The organism is Micromonospora sp. NPDC049175 (assembly GCF_043197345.1).
Taxonomy (GTDB): domain Bacteria; phylum Actinomycetota; class Actinomycetes; order Mycobacteriales; family Micromonosporaceae; genus Micromonospora.
The window spans coordinates 217,944-233,917 of the sequence record NZ_JBICSY010000001.1; the positions used below are offsets into that span (position 1 = coordinate 217,944).

General features: G+C 69.8%; 12 protein-coding genes. 2 read left to right on the forward strand and 10 right to left on the reverse strand.

Annotated elements, in window-relative coordinates; all coding sequences use genetic code 11:
• Positions 1-24 precede the first annotated feature (24 nt).
• On the reverse strand, positions 25-2,208 hold the full coding sequence (locus ACGFH8_RS00905; protein ID WP_393361386.1) for an alpha/beta hydrolase: 2,184 nt from the start codon (positions 2,206-2,208) through the stop codon (positions 25-27).
• Positions 2,209-2,356: 148 nt separating this feature from the next.
• Positions 2,357-3,379, reverse strand: a complete 1,023-nt coding sequence (locus tag ACGFH8_RS00910; RefSeq protein ID WP_393361389.1) for a LacI family DNA-binding transcriptional regulator — start codon at positions 3,377-3,379, stop codon at positions 2,357-2,359.
• A 691-nt stretch (positions 3,380-4,070) separates the two neighbouring features.
• On the opposite strand from ACGFH8_RS00910, the gene ACGFH8_RS00915 reads away from it, so the two are divergent.
• Positions 4,071-5,594 (forward strand): alpha-N-arabinofuranosidase, encoded by a 1,524-nt coding sequence (locus ACGFH8_RS00915; protein WP_393361392.1) that lies wholly within the window; start codon positions 4,071-4,073, stop codon positions 5,592-5,594.
• A gap of 95 nt (positions 5,595-5,689) precedes the next feature.
• On the opposite strand, the gene ACGFH8_RS00920 is transcribed toward ACGFH8_RS00915, so the two are convergent.
• From ACGFH8_RS00920 to ACGFH8_RS00950, 7 genes are all read right to left on the reverse strand, one after another.
• A complete protein-coding gene (locus ACGFH8_RS00920) occupies positions 5,690-7,264 on the reverse strand; it encodes an alpha/beta hydrolase-fold protein (RefSeq protein ID WP_393361395.1) in 1,575 nt (524 codons plus the stop codon).
• 87 nt (positions 7,265-7,351) lie between these two features.
• Positions 7,352-8,863, reverse strand: a complete 1,512-nt coding sequence (locus tag ACGFH8_RS00925; RefSeq protein WP_393364411.1) for an aldehyde dehydrogenase (NADP(+)) — start codon at positions 8,861-8,863, stop codon at positions 7,352-7,354.
• A 2-nt stretch (positions 8,864-8,865) separates the two neighbouring features.
• Positions 8,866-10,077, reverse strand: a complete 1,212-nt coding sequence (locus ACGFH8_RS00930; protein WP_393361398.1) for a fumarylacetoacetate hydrolase family protein — start codon at positions 10,075-10,077, stop codon at positions 8,866-8,868.
• Positions 10,074-11,255, reverse strand: coding sequence for a mandelate racemase/muconate lactonizing enzyme family protein (locus tag ACGFH8_RS00935; RefSeq protein WP_393361401.1), 1,182 nt, complete (start codon positions 11,253-11,255; stop codon positions 10,074-10,076). The genes ACGFH8_RS00930 and ACGFH8_RS00935 overlap by 4 nt, the downstream gene beginning before the upstream one ends.
• A gap of 8 nt (positions 11,256-11,263) precedes the next feature.
• Positions 11,264-12,094: a carbohydrate ABC transporter permease gene (locus tag ACGFH8_RS00940; RefSeq protein WP_357369443.1), complete on the reverse strand. Its 831-nt coding sequence runs from the start codon at positions 12,092-12,094 to the stop codon at positions 11,264-11,266.
• Entirely contained in the window at positions 12,091-13,038 is a 948-nt protein-coding gene (locus ACGFH8_RS00945) for a carbohydrate ABC transporter permease (protein WP_393361405.1), read from the reverse strand. The genes ACGFH8_RS00940 and ACGFH8_RS00945 overlap by 4 nt, the downstream gene beginning before the upstream one ends.
• A 74-nt stretch (positions 13,039-13,112) precedes the next feature.
• Complete coding sequence (locus ACGFH8_RS00950; protein ID WP_393361408.1) at positions 13,113-14,360, reverse strand: ABC transporter substrate-binding protein; 1,248 nt, start codon at positions 14,358-14,360, stop codon at positions 13,113-13,115.
• A gap of 164 nt (positions 14,361-14,524) precedes the next feature.
• Here ACGFH8_RS00950 and ACGFH8_RS00955 point away from each other — a divergent pair, with 164 nt between their 5' ends.
• Positions 14,525-15,313 carry an IclR family transcriptional regulator gene (locus ACGFH8_RS00955; protein ID WP_393361411.1) on the forward strand — a complete coding sequence of 263 codons (789 nt, stop codon included), beginning with the start codon at positions 14,525-14,527 and terminating at the stop codon, positions 15,311-15,313.
• 24 nt (positions 15,314-15,337) lie between these two features.
• Here ACGFH8_RS00955 and ACGFH8_RS00960 read toward each other — a convergent pair whose 3' ends face one another.
• The gene (locus tag ACGFH8_RS00960; protein WP_393361414.1) at positions 15,338-15,823 is read right to left on the reverse strand and encodes a GNAT family N-acetyltransferase; all 486 of its coding nucleotides are present in this window, start codon (positions 15,821-15,823) and stop codon (positions 15,338-15,340) included.
• Between the last annotated feature and the right edge of the window lie 151 nt (positions 15,824-15,974).

A 15,974-nucleotide genomic window follows, 5' to 3' on the forward strand; every position in this document is an offset into this window, starting at 1 on the left:
GGTGACGCCGCCGAAGACGTGCTCCTAGCGCTTGAACAGCCGCGGCGCCAGGTCGATGAGGTTCTTCTGCCACACGTCCCAGCCGTGCGGCCCGGGGGTCACCCCGTCGAACTCGTAGCGGATACCGAGGTTGTCGAGCGTGGTCAGGGACGCCATGAAGCTCGGGTAGACGAAGTCGGTCTGGTCGCCGACGTACAGGCGCAGCATCTTCGTGCCGCTGTTGATCGCCTCGACGTCGACGCCGGTGCCGCTGCCGAACCCGGCCGAGAGCGCCGCGACGTAGGCGAACTCGCCCGGGTAGGCCCGCAGCACGCCCAGCGCCTGCCCACCGCCCATCGACAACCCGGCGATGGCCTGCTGGGACGACTCACTGGAGATGTGGTAGCGGGCGCGGGCCGCCGGCACGATGTTCTCCAACAACTCCCGGTTGAAGTTGGACGAGTTGCCGTTGCCCATCACGACGACCATGGGCGTCAGGTCACCGTCGAGGAACTGGTGGTCGAGGATCTGCTTGGCGCGCCCCATCTCGACCCAGTCGGTGTAGTTCTGACCGCCGCCGTGCTGGAGATAGAGAACGGGGTACGGCTCGGCCCGATCCGGGTCGTACCCGGGTGGTGTCCACACCAGAGCCGTGCGGTCCTGGCCGGCCACCGTGCTGGGATAGGTCATGCTCTCGACGGTCCCGCCCCGCCCGGCGGGCACGTCGGTCAGCAGACGGGCGCCCGGCCCGGGGACGAGGAAGGTGCTCCACGTCGGTTCCGTGGTCACAGTGGTCGGGTTCGAGGTGTCCTTGACCGCGACCCGGTCCACGATCAGCCGGTAGTAGTAGAACCAGGGCTTCAGGGGGCCCACCGTCGCCCGCCACCGGTCACCGTCGCGGCTCAGCGGCACGCGCAGCCAACTGCCGCCCGGCGCGATGTTCGCCCACACCGTGACGTGCTGGGCGTCGGTGAAGTCCGGGCCGGTCTCGAACGTGACGAACCCGTCCTTGGTGACGAAGGGCGTCGGCGTGGTGCCGGCCGGCGGCGGAGCGAACTCCCCCCTCAGCGGCCGGTGACCGGGGCTCGGACCGTGGTCCGACACGGGCTGGAACAGCCGCGGCGCGAAGTCGACGAGACTGTCCTGCCACGTCGTCCAGTTCGCGCCGCCGTCCGGGTCGACCCCGTCGAACTCGAACCTGACGTCGGCTCGGTCCAACGCCCTCATCAGTCGATAGGTGGTGTTGTACGCGGGATCCGTCACGTTCCCCGTGTAGAGCCGCAGCATCTTCACGGTGCGGTTGACAGTCGTGGCGTCCTTGCGGTCGATCCGGGGGACCGACCGGCCCGAGAACCAGCCGACGTGGCCGAACTGACCGGGCTTGGCCAACGCCGCCCCGACCGCCGTCGTCGCGCCGTCGGACACTCCCGCGATCGCCTGGTGCGCCGGATCGCGGAGGATCCGGTAGCTGTCGGCGACCGCCTTCCGGAGATCCTTCAACTCCCTGCCGTCCGCGCCGTTGGCATCGTTGATCACGACCACCATCGGCGTGATGACGCCCTCGGCCGAGAGGTTGTCGAGAATCTGCCTGGTGCGGCCGAGGTCGAGCCAGTCGGTGGCGGTCGCGCCGTCGCCCGACTGGAGGTAGAGCACCGGGTAACCCTTCGGACCCTTGGCCGCGTACCCCGGTGGTGTCCACACCAGGGCCGACCGCTGCCCGCTCCTGGTCGGGTAGCTGAGAGTCTCCACTGTGCCGCCGCTGCCCGGCGGCGCGTCGGCCAGCCACCGCGCCGAGTCACCCGCGACGAGGAAGGTGCTCAGGAGCGGATCGGACGCCACGGTTGTGCTGTTCGTCGGGTCCTTGAGGCTCAAGGTGTCGTCGGCGGTGAGCTGGTACTGGTAGAGCCCCGGCTTGAGCGGGCCGAGGATGCCCGACCAGACGTCGCCGCGCCGGGTCAGCCCGAACTCCGCCCAGGCCGCGGAGGGGCCGAGGTTGCCTTCGACGACGACCTGCGACACCGAGCCCAGGCGCTCCTGGACGTACGCGGCCGGGACGGTGAACGAGGCGTAGCGGTCCGGGGAGACCTGCAGCCACGGTGTTTCCGCCGCCGCCGCCGGTTGCGGCACGAACAGGACGGCCGCGGCCGCCAGGACTCCGGCGGTGAGGACCGCCGAGAGCCGACGCACGCCCGGTCGGCGTAGACGCCAGTGGTACGTTGCGGTTGTCACGCTCCACTCCTTTCCTGCGCCGACAGCGGATGCGACCCGCGGCCGGCTCAACTCGTCGGCGGATCTCGCCGTGGGGCTGCGTACACACCTCCTTCGCGGTCCTGCCACCACCGCACCCGAGCGGATCGCGCGGCGCGCCTGGTGTCTGTCACGCCCATGCCGTGCCTCGTGGTGGCGCGCTCGAGCCGCGGACGACGAGGTTTGTCGGCAGCACGACCTGGCGCGGCCCCTCCCACTCGCCGGTCACCAGCGACTTCAACATGCGCGCGGCCTCGTACCCGAGCTGGTACATCGACTGGTCCACGGTGGTCAGGCCCGGCTCGGTCAGCGCCGACTCCGGGATGTTGTCGAACCCGACGACGGACAGGTCCCCGGGGACCGAGAGCCCCAACTCCGCGGCGACCTCCAGCACCTTGAGCGCCATCCCGTCGCTCGCCGCGAAGATCGCCGTCGGCGGGTCCGTCCGGTCCAACAACGCACGCGCCAACGGGGTGGCCGACTCGGGGTTGAAATCCCCCTCGCCGATGAGCGTCGGATCGACCGGGATGCCGGCGTCGGCAAGCGCCGCCCGGTAGCCCTCCTCCCGCGACCACGCCGCCGCCAGGCTGGAGCGGCCCGCGATGAACCCGATGCGCCGGTGACCCAGGCCCAGCAGGTGCTCGACCGCGGTGGTGGCGCCCGCGAGGTTGTCGGCCGTCACCGAGGGCGCCGTCGAGCCGCGCACCGGGTCGATGGCCACGATCGGCGTACGGCTCTGCACCTCGCCCCACGGCGTGACGACGATGCATCCGTCGGTGAGGGTGCCGGACAGGCGGGTGACGTGCCGCTTCTCCCACCCCTCCGAATACGATCCGTAGAGGTCGCTGTTGGCGTAGATGATCAGGTCGAAGCCGGAGCGGCTCAACGCCTTCATCGCTCCCTTGAGCACCTCGGCCGTGTACGACTGGAAGCTGTGCGTCACGAGGCCCAGGACGTTCGTGCGGCTGCGCCGGAGGCTGCTGGCCACCAGACTCGACTCGTAGCCGAGTTGCTCGATGGCCGAGCGGACCTGAGCGATCGTGCGGGCACTGACGCCGTAGTGTCCGTTGACCACCCGCGAGACGGTGGCCGTGGAAACACCGGCCACCCGCGCGACATCACTCATTGTGGCCGGCGCATTGACCTCAATCATGCCGCTCCCTCTGGACTGCAATCGTTATCGGTTACGTTTCCAGGGTGTTGCCAACGTAACCGACAGGGGTTTCGAGCACAAGACCTCCGCGCCTTGCACGACGCCTGGAATACCGTCCTACCAGGACAGTTGGACGGACGCGGCGAGCCGCCGGAGACGCGCACGGATAAGCAGACACCTGTCACTCTCGGTGCCCGAGGAGAACTGCCGATATCTGCGGTGAGCGGCCGGCAGAACGGGGCGCAAAGGACCGTCGGATTCCATTTCACACCGCAGCACGGAATGCGCTTGACCCGATAACCGACACAATGCGCGGCGGCCGGGACGCACCCACGCCCGTCGCGTTCGGCCGGGCGTCGCCGGCTCGGCGGCGGCGGCCACCCGGATCGTCGAACATTGATCGCAGCCGGCTGTTCCCTACCGTAAACGTAATCGGTAACGTTTACATAGATCGAGAACGTAGTCCACCACCACCGCGATGTCCAGACCGCACACGGACCCCACCACCCTCGGTTCCGCGCCGCGGCAGCGATCCCCGGCGTCGGGACCTCGCACGAAGGGAGCCCGTCCTGAACCCCCACCTCGGCACGACGCCGGCGCACCTGGCCGGCGCCGGACGTCCACTCCCCCACCGTTACGCCTCGCCCGACCGGCCTGCCGCGATCGGGCCGACGCACACCGGGGAGGCGTCGTGAACACCGCACACCTGAGCCTGGACCCGCGTCGACGCGTGGCCACGGTGCCACCCCGGCTCTTCGGCTCGTTCGTGGAGCACCTCGGTCGCAGTGTCTACACGGGCATCTACGAGCCGGGACACCCGACGGCCGATGCCGACGGCTTCCGGGGCGACGTCCTGGCTCTCGTCCGGGAGCTGGGCGTGACGACGATCCGCTATCCGGGTGGCAACTTCGTCTCCTCCTACCGGTGGGAGGACGGCGTCGGACCCGTCGACAAGCGACCGGCGCGCCTCGACCTCGCCTGGCACAGCCTGGAGACGAACGCGTTCGGGCTGGACGAGTTCATGCGCTGGCTCGGCAAGGCCGACGTCGAACCGATCATGGCGGTCAACCTCGGCACACGCGGCACCGCCGAGGCTGTCGACCTGCTGGAGTACGCCAATCACCGCGGCGGCAGTCACCTCGCCGACAGGCGTCGCGCCAACGGGGCGACCGACCCGTACGGCATCCGGCTGTGGTGCCTGGGCAACGAGATGGACGGCCCGTGGCAGGTGGGCCAGCGGAGCGCGACCGAGTACGGGCGCCTCGCGGCGCAGACCGCGAAGGCCATGCGCCGCTTCGATCCCGATCTCGAACTCGTCGCCTGCGGCTCGTCACACCTCGGCATGCCCACGTTCGGCAGTTGGGAACGCGACGTGCTCACCGAGGCGTACGACGACGTCGACCTGATCTCGCTGCACGCCTACTACCAGCCGGTTGACGACGACCTGCCCAGCTTCCTCGCCTCCGCCGAGGACATGGACAGATACATCGACGCCGTCACCGCCATCGCCGACTCGGTCGGGGCGATCCGCCGCTCCACCAAGAAGATCATGATCGCGTTCGACGAGTGGAACGTCTGGTACCAGTCCGCCACCCCGTCCACCCCGCCCAGCGGCGAGGACTGGCCGGTCGCGCCGCGGCTGTTGGAGGATCACTACAGCGTGGCCGACGCCGTCGTCGTCGGTGGCCTGCTGATCAGCCTGCTCCGGCACAGCGACCGGGTGACGGCGGCCTGCCAGGCCCAGTTGGTGAACGTCATCGCACCGATCATGACCGAGCCCGGCGGATCGGCCTGGCGGCAGACCATCTTCCACCCGTTCGCCCGCACCGCCCGGCACGCCCGGGGAGCGGTGCTCGACGTGCTCCGCCACGGCAGCACGACGACCACCGACCGCTACGGCGCCGTGGCGGCCGTCGACGCGGTCTCCACCTGGGACGACAGCACCGGAGAGATGACCGTGTTCCTCGTCAACCGCGTCACCGACACCCCGGCCGAGGTGACCGTCGACGTCAGCGGCGCCCACCTGACCGGGATCGTCGAGTGCGTCACCGTCGGCGGCACCGACCTGGACGCCAAGAACACCGCCGACGGCCCGGACCACGCCGCACCGCGACCGAACGACACCGCGCAGAGCGACGCTGCCACCGTCCGGCTGACGCTGCCGCCCGCGTCCTGGACCATGCTGCGGATGCGTGCCGAGGAAGCGACACCGTGACCGGCTGAGCCGGACGCGCCCCGGCCGCCACTCCTGTCAACAGGGGTGGCGGCCGGGGTTTTTCCCACCGCACCGGGGAGGCGTCGAGCCCGGTGTTACCGGACGTCGACCGGTGCGCTCGGCGAGGCGTTGAAAAGCTTGTCACCCCGATAGTGGGCGACCACCGGAGCATCGGGTCCACCGTGGACGGTCTTCGTCAGGCGGGCGACACCCTTGTGCACCGGGGCCGACCCGAGGCGGGTGTCACCCGCGTAGAAGTCGACGCGGCCGGAGGGCGCCCTGGTGGTGGCGCTGACGGCGGCGACCGTCGCGGTGGCGGTGACCCTGGTGTGGTGCGAGGCGCCGGCGGGTGCCGACGTGACGTCGAGGCCGGTCGTGGTGGCGCGGAACGTCAGGGTACGCAGGTAGTGGTCCAGCAGCGGACGCCAGACGTGCCAGGTGTGCACGCCCGGCACGTTGTACTCGTCGAGGTCGACGCCGGCAGCCCGCAGGGCCGCCGCGTTGCGCTGCGAGTTCTCGGCGATGTTGCCCAGGCGGTCCTGGAGACCGGTGCCGATCATGATGCCGCCGGCCACCGCCCTCATCCGGTCGACCTGTGCCGGGGTGGCGGCCGGCCCGCCCGCGCTCCAGGCCGCGTGGTAGCCGAACAGGTCGGTGTGGTCGTACATGAGGGTGTAGGCCCGGCTGCCACCCGCCGAGAAGCCGGCGAAGGCGCGGTCCTGCGCGCGGGTGGAGACGCGGTAGTTCTGCTCGACGAACGGGAAGATGTTGTTCCGCAGCTCGTCGACGTAGCCCTCGTTGCCGCCGGGCAGGCCGTTGAAGTCGGTGGACACGATCACCATCGGCTCCACGGCGCGATCTCGGATCGCGTTCTCCAGGATCAGGTGGGCCACGCCCTGCATCGTCCAGGCGGTCGAGTGGTCACCGCTGCCGTGACTCAGATACAGGGTCGGGTACGGCGTGGCCCGGTGGGGGTCGTAGCCGTGCGGCAGGTAGACGACGATGTCGTGCACGCCGGGCGGGTTCGTCGACAGCGGCGAGGTGTACCGCCGCGACTCCAACCGGCCGATCCTGGCCACCGGCGCCTGGTAGCCGGTGTCGTACGTCGGGAACTTCCTGCTGGCCGGGACGTAGATCGTGCTGCGGACGGCGCCCGGCGCGCCCGGGTACTGCGGCTGGATCTGCCACCGGTTCGCCGGGTCGTCGTGCAGGGTGCAGCCGGTGGCCAGCTCGTTGGCGCAGTCGTGGGTGAACGCGTAGCGGAACGTGCCGGCGGGCAGCGGCGTGGTGACGGTCCACACCCCGTCGGAACCCTTGCGCAGGGGCAGGATGTGCCACGGGGTCGCCGCGACGTCGCCGGGCTGCCACTCGGCGGGTGGCCGGGCGTCGCCGCAGTCCTGGCAGGAGATGCTCTCCGGCCGGGAGTAGAACCAGTCGCCGTAGATGTGGACCTGCTGGACGTCCTCGGGCGCCCGGTACCGGAAGGTGACCTCGTACCCGGTCGGTGGTGTGTCGGTGCGGGTGACGGTCGGGCCCAGCCGCGCCGGTGGCGCGGCCGACGCCGCCGGGGCGACGACTGTCGTGGCCGCGACGGCGACGGCGGCGAGCAGTGCGAGCAGCGGCCGGCGCCTCGGCGGCGTCGGCAGGGGACGGGGGACTGCGACGGGCATGTTCCTACTCCCTCTTCGGCGTGTGGCAGACCGCGGCGAGCGGCCGGCCGACGATTCGACGGGTGTGGTGAACGAATACCGGCGCGGCTATTCCACCGCTGGCTCCAACCTCCCGTCGACTCGCCGGGGAATGGCGGTATAGCCGTCCTGTAGTTCCTCGGGAAGGATCCAGACCGGGGCGTCCTGCCAGGCCAGCGGGCGCAGGAAGCGCCGGATCGAGGTGGCGCCGACGGAGGTGTGCACGGCGTTCGTCGAGGGCCAGGGCCCGCCGTGGTGCTGGGCCCACGACACCCGGACGCCGGTGGGGTAGCCGTCGAAGACGATGCGACCCGACCGGCCGGCGAACCCGTCGACAAGCCGGCGTACGGCGTCCGCGTCGTCGTCCGGTCCACTGTGGATCGAGCCGGTCAGCGACGGTGGGACGGTCGCCAACACCGCGTCGAGGTCGGCGACGTCGTCGTAGCGGACCACGACCAGGAGCGGGCCGAAGCACTCGTCGGTGAGCGCGGCGGTGAGGCCCGACAGATCGACCTCCAGGAGCGTCGGCGCGACGCGGAAACCCGCTTCGGCGTCGATCTTCGGCCGCGCCGAGACACGAGCGCCGGCCTGCTCGAACGCCGACGCCTGCTGCTCGTACGCGGCCCGGATGCGGTCGTTGAGCAGGACCGCACCGTCGGTGCCGGCGACCCTCTCCCGCAACGAGTCGACCAGGCGCGCACCGCTCGGATCGGACGGGACGAAGGCCAGCCCGGGCTTCGTGCACAGTTGGCCGCCGGAGTTGGTGAAGGAGGCGAACAACCCCTCGGCGATCTGCTCCCCCCGGTCGGCGGCCGCGCCGGGCAGGACGACGATCGGGTTCACGCTGCTCAGCTCGGCGTACAGGGGGATGGGGTCAGGTCGCTCGTCGATGGCCGCCTGGATGCCACGGGCGGCGCCGACGGAGCCCGTCAACGCGGCGGCACGGATCGCGGGGTGGCGTACCAGTGAGCGGCCGGCCTGCTCGCCGTACACGGTCGCGATCACACCGTCGGGCCCGCCCAGGTCGCGGACGGCCGCCGCGATGGCCTCGGCCGAGGCGTGTGAGGTCAACGGGTGCGACGGGTGGGCCTTCAGGACCGTGGGACATCCCGCGGCGAGCGCCGCGGCGGTGTCCCCTCCCGCGACGGAGAAGGCGAACGGGAAGTTGCTGGCGCCGAAGACGGCCACCGGCCCGAGGGGTACGAGCATCCGCCGCAGGTCCGGGCCGCGCCCGAGCGGTGTGTCGGCGGCGTGGTCGATGGCGGCCTCGAGGTAGCCCCCGTCGCGCAGCACGGCACCGAACATCCGGAACTGGATCGCCGCCCGGTTGAGTTCCCCGTCGAGTCGCGCGTTACCGAGACCGGTCTCCGCCTCCGCCGCCGCGACCAGGTCCCCGCGACGGGCCTCCAGCGACGCGGCGATCGCGTCCAGCAGATCCGCTCTGCCGAGTCTGCCCAGGTCGGACAGCCACCGCGCCGCCTGCGACGCCTGGTCGGTGATCGCCTCCAGCCGCGGCTCGTCGGTCTCGATGAGATCCGTCGTACGAGTTCGGCCGTCGCGCGGGTCGACAGTGCTGACCATGTTCACAGCAGTCCTCTCCTCACCAGATTGCCCATCAGATCCCGGACGCCGAACTGCCAGGGCTCACACTCCTGGGCGTGGCGCACCCGGTTGACAAGGGTGCCCAGAGCCGGGCAGCCGATCCGTACCACATCGTCGATCTTGTGGGTGAAGCCCTCGCCGGGGCGGTCCCGGTCCTGGGTGGGCGCGAACATCGTGCCGAGCATCAGGGCGGCGCCGTCGGGATAGCTGTGGTGTGGGCCGATCAACTGCCGCACCAGTTCCGCCGGGTCGCGCGACATCCGCGTCATCTCCGAGACCGCCTCCAGGTGGAAGCCGTCCACGCCGCTGATGTCCAGGCTCACCTCGAGCTCGCGCACCCGTTCCAGGTCGAACCGTTCGTCGAACAGCCGGATCAGGGGACCGAGGGCGCACGAGGCGTTGTTGTCCTTCGCCAGGGGAAGCAGGAGCGCCGAGCGGCCCTCGACGTCCCGCAGGTTCACGTCGTTTCCGAGGGTGGCGCCGACGATCCGGCCGCTGGACTGGATTATCAGCGTGACCTCGGGTTCCGGGTTGTTCCAGGTCGACGCGGCGAGCACCCCTACCGGGACGGCGGTGCCGACGGCGGAGAGCACCTGGCCCTTGGTGAAGATCTCGGCGTCCGGTCCGATCCCCACCTCCAGGTACTGGCTCCAGATGCCCTCGGCGACGAGCAGGCTCTTGAGCCGGTCGGCCTCGGCCGAGCCCGGGGTCAGGCTGTCCAGGTCGGCACCGATGTCGGCGAGCATCCGCTGCCGGATGTCGGCCGCGAGCGCCAGGTCGCCGCGGGCCCGTTCCTCGATGACGCGTTCGACGAGCGAGACGGCGAATGTCACGCCGGCGGCCTTGAGCGCCTGAAGGTCGACCGGGGCGAGCAACCAGGGCCGGGTGCGGTCGCGGGTCACGGCAGCCGTGTTGGCGAGTATCTCGGCGAAGTCGCCCAGCCGCGGACCGTCGAGCCCGGCCACCGTCGCGGCCGGGTCGGGCAGCTCGCAGATGTCCCGGACGGTGGGGAACCGCTGGCTGAGGTCGATGACCTGACCGTCGCGGACGGTCACGGGTGACGGGCCGTCGCCGACCGGGTCCCAGATCCGGCCGATGAGGACACTGTCGTCGACGTCGTCCGGCAGCGCCTCGGCGGCGGTCCCGCACCAGTCCGCGCCGTCGGGCTGTCGCCGGGGCTGGGGCACCGTCATGAGCCGCTCTCCAGGTTGAAGAAGGATCGCTCGTCGCGCGGACGGATGTCGTACACGGCGTCCTGGAACATCCGGAGCGGGTGCGGTGTGAACGGGTGCCTCTCGATCGCGGCGAGGTCCAGCTCGATGCCCAGTCCGACCCCGGTCGGGATGAGCACGTCGCCGTCGGCGGTCAGCACCAGCCGCTCGTTGGTGATCTCGGGTCGCCACGGCACGTCCGTCGCCATGATCTCCAGGTACCGGAAGCTGGGCAGCGTCGCCCCGAGTTGCAGCGTCGCGGCCGTGCTGAGGGGGCCGCTCGGGTTGTGCGGCGCGAACCCCACGTAGCTGGTCGCCGCGAGCGTCGCGATGAAGGCCAACTCGGCGATCCCGCCGGCGTGTGTCACATCGGGTTGGACGAAGTCGACGGCCTGGCGGGCCAGCGCGGGCGCGAAGCCCTGTCGGCCGTACCACCGCTCCCCCGCCGCGATCGGTACCGGCGACGCGCGACGGATGTCGACGAGCGCGTCGAGGTTGTCCGGCGGGCACGGCTCCTCGAACCACACCGGGTCGAACTGGGCGATCTCCTTCGCGACCTTTATCGCGTGGCGGACGTCGAAGCGGCCGTGCCCCTCGACGAACAGCTCGACGTCCCGGCCCACCGCGCCCCGGACGGCGTCGATCTGGGCGAGCACCCGATCCAACTGCGCGGTGCTGATGGTGAGGTCGTAGTTTTCGAACGGGTCCCACTTGAGGCCGCGGAAGCCGGATTCCACGGTCCGGCGCGCGGCGGCCGCGTAGTCCTCCGGCGTGACGGCGCCGGAGAACCAGCCGTTGGCGTACGCGCGCACCCGGTCGCGGGTCGCACCGCCAAGCAGCCGCGAGACCGGGACGCCGAGGTCGCGCGCCGAGATGTCCCACAGGGCCATCTCCAGCGAGCTCAACGCGGTCATGATGACCGGCCCGCCACGCCAGTACCAGTCCCGCGCCAGGTCGTAGAGGATCTTCGAGATTCGGGTGGGGTCCAGACCCACGACCGCCTCGGCCAGCTCGGCGATGGCGCCCTGGACGGCCCGTTCCTTCCCTTCCAGGGTGGCCTCACCGAGCCCGATGATCCCCGCGTCGGTGTGCACGCGCACGATGACGAGGTTCGTGCGGTAGAAGTCGACCACAAGCGTGTCGATGGAGACGATCTTCATTTTTCGGCTCAACCCTTCACCGCGCCGGCGGTCATGCCGGACACCACGTACTTCTGCACCAGCAGGTAGAAGGCGACGGCGGGCAGCGTGAACAGGAAGGCGACGGCCATCACCGTCTGGATCGGCGTACCCAGCTCACCGATGAAGTTCGCGATGCCCACGGAGGCCGGCTGCAGGTCCGGGTTGAAGATGAACGTCACCGCGAACACGTACTCGTTCCAGGCGTGGAAGAACGCGATGACCGCGGTCGCCGCGATCGACGGCGCGATCAGCGGCACGTTGATCCGGGTCAGGGTGGTGAAGGGCCGCGCGCCGTCGGCGCGCGCCGCCTCCTCCAACTCCTTCGGGATGCCGTCGATCGCCCCCTTGAGAATCAGCGCCACGATCGGCAGGACGAAGGCGGAGTTCACGAGGATGAGGCCGGTCAACGAGTCGAGCAACTCGAACCGGCGGAACAGCGCGAACAGCGGCACGACCATGAGCGCCTCGGGCAACATCTGGGTGAACAGCAGCACGACGGTCAGCACGGCCTTGCCCCCGAACGAGAACCGGGACAGCGCGTAGCCGAGCGGGATGCCCAGGCCGACCGAGAGGACCATCGTGCCCACGGCGATGATCAGGCTGTTCAACAGCCACCCGGCCGCCTTGCCCTCGGCCAGCGCGTCGACGAACACCCCGAACTGGCCGAGGTCCGGCGTGAGCCGGGGCTGCTCGGCGAAGAGGTCGCTGTTGCTCGACAGCGCCGTGACGAACATCCAGTACAGCGGGAACACCGCGACACCGAGTACGACGAGCACGGCGACGATCCGTGCGGTGACACCGAAACGGAAGCGCCTCATCGGGCGTGCTCCTTCTCCACGGCACGGGCGACCAGTCGGCTGCCGATGACGACGATGAGTGAGATGACGACGCCGACCATCCCGATGGCGGCCGCCGAGCCGAGTTCCTTCGAGTCGAACGCCTGTGAGTAGAGGTCGATGACGAGCGTCTCGGTGGCGCCGACCGGCCCGCCCTTGGTCATCAGCCAGATCAGCTCGAACCGCCGCAGCGACCAGATCGTCATCAGCAGCGCCAGGAGCCCCACGGTGGGCTTGATGACCTGCCAGGTGACGGCGCGGAAGGTGGCCCATCGCCCCGCGCCGTCCACGGTCGCGGCCTCGTTGAGATCCTGCGGTACGGACTGCAGCGCGGAGAGCAGCACCACCGAGGTGAACGGGAACAGCTGCCAGATGGTCGTCGCGAGCACCGCCGGGAGCGCGTAGCGCGAGCTGTCCAGGATCGCGCCGCCCGGGACACCGAGTCCCACCGCGTCGAGGAACCGGTTCACGATCCCGTACTGGGCGTTGAGCATCCAGGTGGCGATGAGCGCGACGGCGATGCCGGGAGCGGCCCACGGGACGGTGATCAGCGCCCGCGCCACACCACGGCCCCGGAACTTCCCGTTGAGCAGGAGCGCGACGCCGAGCCCGGCGCCGATCGCGACCACGACGCAGGTGATCACGTAGACGACGGTGATCAGGAGGGTGTGGCGGAACTCCGGGTCGCCGAAGATCCGGTTGAAGTTGTCGAAGCCGACCCACTCGCTCTTGGTCGGGTTGAGCAGTCTCGTCCGGGTGAAGCTGAGGTACACCTCCTGGACGAGAGGCACCGCCTGGAAGACGAGGATGAACAGCGCGGCGGGTGCCAGGAACAGGTACGGCGTCCACTTGCTCCCCAGCGGGCTGGGCCGACGCCGGGCTCGGGGTGTTGTCTTCGGTGCTCCGGTCTGCTCGACCACAGTCATCGGGTTCGATCCTTCTGGGGAAGGACGCTGCCGGCGCACGTCCGTCGCGCCGGCAGCGTCGCCGTGTCGAGCGGTCAGCGGACCAGGTCGGTCGCCTGCTGCTGGGCGCGGTCCAGTGCCGACTTCAGGTCGGTCTTACCCTGCAGTGCCGCGACCACGTTCTGCACGACCACCTTGCGGATGTCCGGCGTCTTGGCTTCGAACCCGAGGACGATCTGCGGCAGGCTGGTCTCGGTGAGCCCGTCGAAGACGGGGAGGAACGGGGTCGCCTTGAGCGTCTCCGGGCTGCGCTGCGTGGTGGTGGCGACGCTGCTCGCGCCGAGGATCTCCTGCAGCTTGATCTGGTTCTGCGGCTCCAGCGCCCACTTGATGAAGGTGCCGGCCTCGTCCTTGCCCTCGCTCGCCTCGTTGATCACGATCGGCGCGAGGATCGCGCCCTGCTTGCGAACCGGGAACGGGATGGGCGCGACGCTGAAGTTCAGCTTGGCGTTCTGGCCGCGCGTGGCGGTCACGTACCCCCCGTTGTTGAGCTCCATCCCGACCTTGCCCTCGGCGAACATCCGCCGGAACGTCGCCGCGTCCGCGCCGCGCGGGATCACGTTCGCGTCGTACAGGTCCTTGAACGCCTGCAGACCCTTCTGGTTCTCCGGCGAGTTGATCGTCAGGTTCTTGCCGTCGGACCACGCGCCGCCGAAGCCGTAGACGTAGTTGAAGATGTCCTGCCACACGCCGGCCTCCTCGGCCTCCGTCTGGCGGAACGCCAGCCCGAAGACGTCGCCCTTGGTCAGCGACTTCGCGGTGGAGGTGAACTGCTCGTAGGTGGTCGGCGGCGTCGGGATCAGGTCCGCGTTGTAGAACATCGCGTAGTTCGACGCCTCGAAGATGACGCCGTGCCGGACGCCGTCGTGGACCATGAACTGGTCCGGCTGCTTGAGCAGGTCGTACTTGCCGGCGTCGATCACCTTGTCCAGCGGTGCGACGAGGCCGGCGTCCGAGGCGGCCTCGAACTCGGGCATGTCGAAGCGGACCAGGTCGGGGCCCTTGCCACTGCCCATCTGCGTGAGGACCGTCTGACCGAAGGTCGGGTACGGGACCGCGGCGGCGGAGACCTGGACCTTGGTCTGGCTCTGGTTGAACTCGTCGAGCCACTTGGTCAGCAGAGGTCCGCGGCCTGGGTCGCCGAAGGTCGAGGCGGCGAAGGTCAGTTTGGTGACCCCGTCGCCCGAGCCGCCGTCGGAGCCACAGCCGGTCAGAAGAGTGGCGACCAAGCCGAGGGCACATGTCGCCCCCGCGATGCCGAAACGAGCGCGCTGGTTACCCATCGTTACTCCAGTGTTACGAGTCAGAGTCTTCGGGATGAAATTGCAACGATCGTAGCGCCATGCGCAACGGTGTCAAGTGGCGGTTGCGCATGGCGTCGTCTACATTGCACATATTGCAACGCAAGCGATGGGCTCGGCCCTCGCTTCGAGGGGGAGGCATAGCCTTGGCGCAATCGATTCGCCGTGCGATCGACCTCATCCGTCGGTCGGCGGAGCACCCACTGTCGCTCACCGAGGCGGCGGACGTGCTCGGCGTGCACAAGTCCACGGCCCTGCGGATCCTGCAGACACTGGAATCCGCGCGCTTCGTCCGCCGGACCGGCGCGGGCACCTACGTGCTCGGCAGCGGACTGATCGAGCTGTCCGAGCTCGCGCTCGGCTCGATGGACCTGCGTCAGTTCGCGGCCGCGCACCTGCGCGCCCTACAGCGCGAGACCAGCCACACCGTGCACCTGGCGCAACTGACCGGCGACGAGATCATCTACATCGACAAGGTCGACAGCCCGGCGTTCGACGCCGTCAAGCTGCCGTCCCGGGTGGGCCGGGCGGTGTCGATCTACGCGAGCGCCGTCGGCAAGACGATCCTGGCGTACCTGCCGTCGGAGGAACGCGACCGCCTGCTCTCCCACGTCGTCTTCGAGAGATTCACCGCCACCACCTTCGCCGACCACGAGGCCCTCGAAGCCGAACTCGTCCGCATCCGCGAGAACGGCTGGGCCACCGACAACGGCGAGCACGACGCCTACGTCATGTGCGTCGCCGCGCCGATCAGGGATTCCCGAGGCCAGGTCATCGCCGCCGCCTCGATCACGGCGATCGAGGTCATCGCCAGCCTCGACCAACTGAAGAGCAACCTGCCGCGCCTGCTGGAGACCGCGAACCAGATCTCGGGCGAACTCGGCTACACGCCCCCGTCCGCCCCGAGCCCGGACGCTGCGCAGGTCGGCGGATAACCGGGGACGCCGCGCCCCGTGCCCTCAGCGTCCGGTCGAACCGGGCGCGGTCCACCACCAGGTTTCGAGCAGCTTCGACTCCCCCAGCCCGTTGACCCTCTCGACCAGGGCGTCGTCGCCGCGGACATATCCGGCGGACCGGGCGACCCCCTGCGAGGGCACATTGCCCCGCACGATGGCTAGCCGCAGCCGGGAGAAACCCAGCTCCTCGTGGCAGAAGTCCGTCATCCGTCGCAACGACCGCGACGCCAGGCCCCGACCACGGTGCGCCGGGCCGATGGCGTACCCCAGGACGCCGCCTGCCACGTGCAGGGCGACGAGGCCGAGCGGCTCCCCGCCGTCACGCGTCACGGCCAGATCGACGACGCGCTGTGCGCGACGCCGCCGGATCCTGGCCAGGAACGCCGCCGCGTCGAACGGAGAGGGAATGTCGGTGTTCGCGGCCACGTCGGCCGCGTCGAAGAGCCCTCGCAGGTACGGCACATCGAAGTCCCCCCATTCGCGCAACACCACCCTCTCCCCGATCAGCCGGAGCGGAGAATCGGTCGGATCGACGGCGGACGAAATTGTCGAAGCGCAGCTCACAGGACATCTTTACACGTATCCGATCGCATTCGTAATTGCGCCCGTTTCGTCAATGATTCCGCCCGAGTCTCTCAGT

Coding starts and splice junctions, on each gene's coding strand:
- ACGFH8_RS00910 (WP_393361389.1), bottom strand. CDS start 3,379: ATGATTGAGGTCAATGCGCCGGCCACAATGAGTGATGTCGCGCGGGTG.
- ACGFH8_RS00920 (WP_393361395.1), bottom strand. CDS start 7,264: ATGCCCGTCGCAGTCCCCCGTCCCCTGCCGACGCCGCCGAGGCGCCGG.
- ACGFH8_RS00925 (WP_393364411.1), bottom strand. CDS start 8,863: ATGGTCAGCACTGTCGACCCGCGCGACGGCCGAACTCGTACGACGGAT.
- ACGFH8_RS00930 (WP_393361398.1), bottom strand. CDS start 10,077: ATGACGGTGCCCCAGCCCCGGCGACAGCCCGACGGCGCGGACTGGTGC.
- ACGFH8_RS00935 (WP_393361401.1), bottom strand. CDS start 11,255: ATGAAGATCGTCTCCATCGACACGCTTGTGGTCGACTTCTACCGCACG.
- ACGFH8_RS00940 (WP_357369443.1), bottom strand. CDS start 12,094: ATGAGGCGCTTCCGTTTCGGTGTCACCGCACGGATCGTCGCCGTGCTC.
- ACGFH8_RS00945 (WP_393361405.1), bottom strand. CDS start 13,038: ATGACTGTGGTCGAGCAGACCGGAGCACCGAAGACAACACCCCGAGCC.
- ACGFH8_RS00950 (WP_393361408.1), bottom strand. CDS start 14,360: ATGGGTAACCAGCGCGCTCGTTTCGGCATCGCGGGGGCGACATGTGCC.